This window comes from Mesorhizobium sp. M1A.F.Ca.IN.022.07.1.1, from assembly GCF_003997575.1.
Taxonomy (GTDB): domain Bacteria; phylum Pseudomonadota; class Alphaproteobacteria; order Rhizobiales; family Rhizobiaceae; genus Mesorhizobium.
Genome location: NZ_RZST01000336.1, coordinates 1 through 6,245, shown reverse-complemented (window position 1 = coordinate 6,245; position 6,245 = coordinate 1). Strand labels below are relative to the sequence as shown.

Sequence of the window (6,245 nt, the reverse complement as noted above, 5' to 3'; positions counted from 1 at the left end):
CCTTCAGCCCACGCCCACATAGCGCCGACCCCTCCGCGGTTCGGCGCTATGTGGGCGTGGGCTGAAGGTCACTGCGAAGCAGCGGGAGCTGGCGCCGAGCCCCACCCGGACCTGGCCCGACCTCCCCACAAGGGGAGGTAAAGCTCTGCACCGCTTCACCTAAAAAACAAAAACCCCGCGATCAAAAACGTCGGGATCAGCACCAGGCCGGACCACGCCATGTAGCCGAAGAAGCCCGGCACCTTGAAGCCGCGATGTCTGGCGATAGCAAAGACCATGAAGTTCGGCGCATTGCCGATATAAGTGTTGGCGCCCATGAACACGGCGCCGGCCGAGATCGCGGCGAGCGTGGAGGCCGCCTCCGTCATCAGGTGCCTGGCGTCGCCGCCGGCAAGCTCGAAGAACACCAGATAGGTCGGCGCGTTGTCGAGGAAGGACGACAGCGCTCCGGTCAGCCAGAAATAGGCGAGATCGTCGGGCTGGCCGTCCGCCGAGGTGACCAGCGAAACCAGCGGCGCCAGCGCCCCATCGTGCCCGGCTCTCAGGATGGCGATAACCGGCACGATGCAGATGAAGATGCCGGCAAACAGTTTCGCCACCTCGGCGATGGGCCCCCAACTGAAGCCGTTCGCTTCCCTGTGGTTTTTGTACGAGACTTTGAGCGACAGAAAGGCCAGCGCCAGGATGATCGCGTCGCGTACCAGGTTCTGCAGCTCCAGGCCGATGCCGAGGATCGGGATGCTGATGCCCGGCTTCCAGCTGGCGGAAAGCAGGATCGCACCGATCACGCCGGCCAGCAGCGGCAGGTTGGCGAGGCCGCGCAGGCGCACCTTCGTGTCCGGTGTCGGGTCCTTGATCTTCGGCAAGCCGCCCTCGCGGCGATGCAGCACGATGTCGAGCGCCAGGAAGATGATCAGCACCAGCCCGCCGGTGAACAGCGTCTCGCGCCAGAGGTTCGCGGTCGTCCAGAAGAAGTCGACCCCGCGCAGGAAGCCGACGAAGAGTGGCGGGTCGCCGAGCGGGGTCAGCGAGCCGCCGATGTTCGAAACCAGGAAGATGAAGAAGATCACCACATGCGCGTTGAACGGGCGGTTGTCGTTGGCGCGCAGCATCGGCCGGATCAGGATCATCGAGGCGCCCGTCGTGCCGATGACCGAGGCGAGGATCGCGCCGATCAGCAGCAAGCCTGAATTGACCAGCGGCGTGCCGTGAATGTTGCCGGCGACCAGGATGCCGCCGGAAATGGTGAACAGCGCGAACAAAAGGATGATGAAGGACAGATATTCGGTGAGCAGCGTGTGCAGCACCGCCTCGCTTGCCGCCGGCATGCCGAAAGCGATCGCCAGCGGAACCACGGCAAGTGCCGCCCACGCGGCGGCGATCTTGCCGTAATGATGCTCCCAGACATGATGGAACAGCAGCGGCCCGGTCGCGATCGACAGCAACAGGCCGGCAAAGGGCAGCGCCCACCAGAGCGACATCGCCGCGCCGGGCAGCTCATGCGCCTCGGCTGCGAAAACCGCTTGTGGAAAGGCGAGAAGGAGTGCGGCCGTCATGGTTGCCGCCAACACCTTCGCCAATGTCGCAAAGCCCCCTCGATGCCTCACGGCGCGGTCAGTCCGAAAGGTGATCTTCGAGCACCACCCCGGCCTCGCGCATCCGTTTCAGCATCGTGCCGACCGAGCCGTTGAGATCGATGCCGCGGCAGGCATCCAGCCGCACCGTCGTCTTGAAACCTTGCTTGGCGGCATCGAGTGCCGAGAAGGCGACGCAGAAATCGGTGGCCAGGCCGACCAAGGTGATGGTGTCGATGCCGCGCTCCTTGAGATAGCCGGCAAGGCCGGTTGGGGTCGTGTGGTCGTTCTCGAAGAAAGCCGAATACGAGTCGATCGCGGTGCGGAAACCCTTGCGGATGACCAGTTCCGCTTTGGTCCAGGCGAGCCCGGAATGGAAATCGGACCCAAGGCTGCCCTGGATGCAGTGATCCGGCCAAAGCGTCTGCGGCCCGTAGGGCATCTCGATCGCTTCGAAGGGCTGCTTGCCTGGATGGCTGGAAGCGAAGCTCGAATGGCCGGCCGGATGCCAGTCCTGCGTCAGGATCACGTGATCGGTCCGCCGGATCAGGTCGTTGACCAGCGGCACGATCTCGTCGCCGCCGGCCACGGCCAACGCGCCGCCGGGGCAAAAGTCGTTCTGCAGGTCGATGACGATGAGCGCTTCGTCGGCCATGCGGCCTCCCTTCTTTCTCGGCTTGGGCTCCAGTTGACGCGACCGGACACGGAACCTTGACCAGATGGCCGGCTGCGTCAACCTCCACAGGCATAACAAAGCCGTGGCCGACCACTTCGCTTTGACAATCGCGGCGAAGTTGATATCATTTGCATACGAATGAATTTGCCCGGCTGGACGGCGGCAGATTCCCTCGGAAAGGCCCCTTTCTGGGAAGGCAAAGCGTGATCCGTTACGCGAAACCCACCACGGTCGACGAGGCGCTCGCTCTGCTTGGCGAGGACCGCTGGCGCATTCTGGCCGGCGGCACCGATTTCTATCCGGCGCAGGGCGCGAAACCTTTCCGCGACAACATTCTCGACATCAATGGTCTCGCCGCGCTGCGCGGCATCGCCGAGACGGACGACTATTGGCGGATCGGCGCCCGCACCACCTGGACCGACGTTGTGCGCCACAACCTGCCCAGGGCGTTCGATGCGCTGAAGGCGGCCGCGTGCGAAGTCGGCTCGGTCCAGATCCAGAACGTCGCGTCGGTCGCCGGTAATCTCTGCAACGCTTCGCCCGCCGCCGACGGCGTGCCGGCGCTGCAGGTGGTCGATGCCGAAGTCGAATTGCGGTCGGCGAAAGCCACGCGTTACCTGCCGCTTGGCGGGTTCATTCTCGGCAATCGCCGCACGGCGCTGCAGCCAGACGAGATGGTTACCGCCATTCGTGTGCCGAAACGTTCGGCTGTCGGCTCGTCCGCCTTCGTCAAGCTTGGCGCGCGGCGCTATCTCGTGATCTCGATCGCCATGGCGGCGGCGCGTCTCGTGATCGAAGATGGCGTGGTCGCCGATGCTGCTATCGCTGTCGGCGCCTGCTCCGCCGTCGCCCGTCGTCTTGCCGGCGTCGAGGCGGCCCTGCGCGGCCAGCCGGTTACCGCCGCGCTCGCCGATGCGGTGCTGTCCGCGCCGACCGACGAACTGTCGCCAATCGCCGATGTGCGCGGCAGCGCCGAATACCGGGAGCATGCGGCGCGCGAGATCGTTGTCCGAGCGGTGTGCGCTGCGACCAGCCTTGGCGAAGGCAAGGTGGCCGCATGACAATGGAGCGCACCGACATTGCCTTCGAGGTCAACGACGCGGCTGTCAGCGTGTCGGTGCCGCCGGTGCGGCGGCTCTCGCAGGTTCTGCGCGACGAGTTGCGGCTGACCGGCACCAAGGTCGGCTGCGACGCCGGCGATTGCGGCGCCTGCACCGTGCTGGTCGACGGCAATCCCGTCTGCGCCTGCCTTGTGCCGGCGGCCTCGGTCTCCGGCGCGGCCGTCACGACGGTCGAGGGCCTCGCCAACGGCAGGCTGTCGGCCTTGCAGGCGTCCTTCCTCGAACACGGCGCCGCGCAATGCGGCATCTGCACGCCGGGCCTGCTGGTGGCGGCTACCGCGCTGCTGGAGCGCAACCCAACGCCGAGTGAGGCCGAGACGCAGGATGCGCTGGGCGGCGTGCTCTGCCGCTGCACGGGGTACCGGAAAATCGTCGCGGCGGTGATGCATGCCTCGCAGCATATGGACGGTTTCGACCGTCGCCTGCCGGAGGTCGGCCGCGCCGTCGGCGCCTCGCCGATCCGGCTCGACGGCGTGCCGAAGGTTACCGGCGACGAAAAATTCGGCGGCGATTCCTTTCCGCACGACGCGCTGTCGGTGCTGGTCGTCCGCTCGCCCTACTATCATGCCGGTTTCAGCTTCGGGGATCTCGACGCCTGGGCCAACGCGCTTCCCGGCATTGCCGGCGTCTTCACCGCCGCCGACATTCCGGGCAGGAACTGCTTCGGGGTCATCGGCCCCTTTGCCGATCAGCCGGCCCTTGCCGAAGGTTTCGCCCGGCTGCGCGGCGAGGCGGTCGCGCTGGTGGCGGGCGAGCGCGAAGCCATCCTCGACCTCGACCTGACGGATTTTCCGATCGCCTGGACGGAGCTGCCGCATGTGCTGCAGCCCCGTGAGGCGAAAGCCGACGGCGCGGCGCTGATCCACCGGCATCGCCCGGCGAACCTGCTCACCTCCGGCTATGTCGAGCGTGGCGATCCCGACGGTGCCCTTGCCGCCGCTGCTGTCACCGTCTCCGGCGCCATCGAGACTTTCTTCGTCGAGCATGCCTATATCGAGCCGGAGGCGGGCTTCGCTTACATGGATGGCGACACGCTCGTCATCGTCGCCTGCACGCAGGCGCCTTACATGGATCGCGACGACACGGCCAAGGTGCTCGGCCTCCCGGTCGAAAAGGTGCGCATCGTGCCGACCGCTACCGGCGGCGGCTTCGGCTCGAAGCTCGATGTCTCGCTGCAGCCTCTGATCGGCCTTGTGGCGATGAAGACCGGCAGGCCGGCGGCACTCGCCTACACGCGCAACGAATCCATGATGTCGACCACCAAGCGCCATCCGGCCGAGATGGAGGCGACCATCGGTGCGGATTCCGAGGGCCGCGTCACCGGCATGATCTTTGAGGGCGACTTCAACACTGGCGCCTATGCAAGCTGGGGCCCGACGGTCGCCAACCGCGTGCCGGTGCACGCCTCCGGCCCCTATCTGACGCCGCACTACCGGGCGACGGGCAGGGCCATCCACACCAACGGCCCGATCGCCGGCGCCTTCCGCGGCTTCGGCGTGCCGCAAGCGACCATCATGCAGGAAACCCTCTACGACGAGCTCGCCGGCAAGCTTGGCATGGATCGGCTCGATTTCCGGTTGAAGAACTGCCTTCGGAACGGGTGCGAAACGGTCACTGGCCAGCGCCTGGAATCGGGCGTGGGCATCGGTGAATGCCTGGAGTTGCTTCAACCGCATTGGGCGCGCGCGCTTGGCGAGGCGGAAGCCTTCAACGCCGTCAACACCGCAAGCAAGCGCGGCGTCGGTGTCGCCTCTTGCTGGTATGGCTGCGGCAACACTTCGCTGCCCAATCCTTCGACGATCAAGGTCGGCATCTCTGCCTCCGGAGATGTCGTGCTCCACCAGGGCGCCGTCGACATCGGCCAAGGCTCGAACACGGTAATCACCCAGATCTGTGCCGATGCGCTCGGCCTGCCGCTGGACAAGTTCAGGCTGAAGAGCGCCGACACCGCCATCACGCCCGACGCCGGTAAGACATCCGCCTCGCGCCAGACTTTTGTCACCGGCAAGGCGGCGGAGAAGGCGGGCCGCGCGCTGCGCGAAAAGATCCTGCGTTTCGCCAATGTGTCCGATCAAGCAACGATCGCGCTCGACGGCGCAAGCATCTCCATCCGCGAGGGGGATGCGACGCGACGCATCGATCTGCGTACACTGAAGATCGATGCCGATGGCTTGGTGTTCGTCGCGGAAGAGACCTACGATCCGCCCACGCTGCCGCTCGACGCCAAGGGCCAGGGCAAGCCCTACGCCGTCTATGGTTATGGCGCCCAGATCGCCGAGCTTGAGGTCGATCTCAAGCTGGGCACGGTGAAGCTGCTCAAGATCACCGCCGCGCATGATGTCGGCAAGGCCATCAACCCGGTACTGGTCGAGGGGCAGATCGAGGGCGGCATCGCGCAAGGCATCGGCATGGCGCTGATGGAGGAATATATCCCCGGCCGCACCGAGAACCTGCACGACTACCTCATCCCGACCATCGGCGACGTGCCGCCGGTCGAGCACATATTGGTGGAAGTTCCGGACCCGGAAGGACCTTTCGGCGCCAAGGGTTTGGGGGAACATGTGCTGATCCCGACCGCGCCGGCGATCCTCAACGCCATCCGACATGCCACCGGCGTGCTGGTCACCAAAGTGCCGGCGACGCCGAGCCGCATCCTGGCGGCGATCCGCGAAAAGGAGGCGCGCCGATGAGCGAGCTTGCCGAACGTTTCGAAGCCCACGATCCCGGTGAGAAGCAGGTGGCGGAGAAGATCCGCTGCGATGCCTGTCCGGTGATGTGCTACATCGCCGACGGCCGCACCGGCGCCTGCGACCGCTACGGCAATGTCGGCGGGCGCATCGTGCGCATGGATCCCCTGACCATCCTCGACCACGC

Annotated in this window: 4 protein-coding genes and 1 pseudogene; 3 read left to right on the top strand and 2 right to left on the bottom strand. The window is 66.0% G+C overall.

Going from position 1 to position 6,245, the window contains the following annotated elements:
• Nucleotides 1-155: 155 nt before the first annotated feature.
• Together EOA75_RS26940 and pncA are read right to left on the bottom strand one after the other, a co-directional pair.
• Nucleotides 156-1,556 carry a sodium:proton antiporter gene (locus EOA75_RS26940; RefSeq protein ID WP_095825560.1) on the bottom strand — a complete coding sequence of 467 codons (1,401 nt, stop codon included), beginning with the start codon at nucleotides 1,554-1,556 and terminating at the stop codon, nucleotides 156-158.
• Nucleotides 1,557-1,614: 58 nt separating this feature from the next.
• Nucleotides 1,615-2,229 (bottom strand): bifunctional nicotinamidase/pyrazinamidase, encoded by a 615-nt coding sequence (gene pncA, locus EOA75_RS26935; RefSeq protein ID WP_095776932.1) that lies wholly within the window; start codon nucleotides 2,227-2,229, stop codon nucleotides 1,615-1,617.
• Between the two features lie 224 nt (nucleotides 2,230-2,453).
• Here pncA and EOA75_RS26930 point away from each other — a divergent pair, with 224 nt between their 5' ends.
• From EOA75_RS26930 to EOA75_RS26920, 3 genes and pseudogenes are all read left to right on the top strand, one after another.
• Nucleotides 2,454-3,311, top strand: coding sequence for a xanthine dehydrogenase family protein subunit M (locus EOA75_RS26930; RefSeq protein WP_067324013.1), 858 nt, complete (start codon nucleotides 2,454-2,456; stop codon nucleotides 3,309-3,311).
• Complete coding sequence (locus tag EOA75_RS26925) at nucleotides 3,308-6,061, top strand: molybdopterin-dependent oxidoreductase (RefSeq protein WP_127325588.1); 2,754 nt, start codon at nucleotides 3,308-3,310, stop codon at nucleotides 6,059-6,061. The genes EOA75_RS26930 and EOA75_RS26925 overlap by 4 nt, the downstream gene beginning before the upstream one ends.
• Nucleotides 6,058-6,245: pseudogene (locus EOA75_RS26920) on the top strand (6-hydroxynicotinate reductase); the annotation flags it as partial. The gene EOA75_RS26925 and the pseudogene EOA75_RS26920, both read left to right, overlap by 4 nt.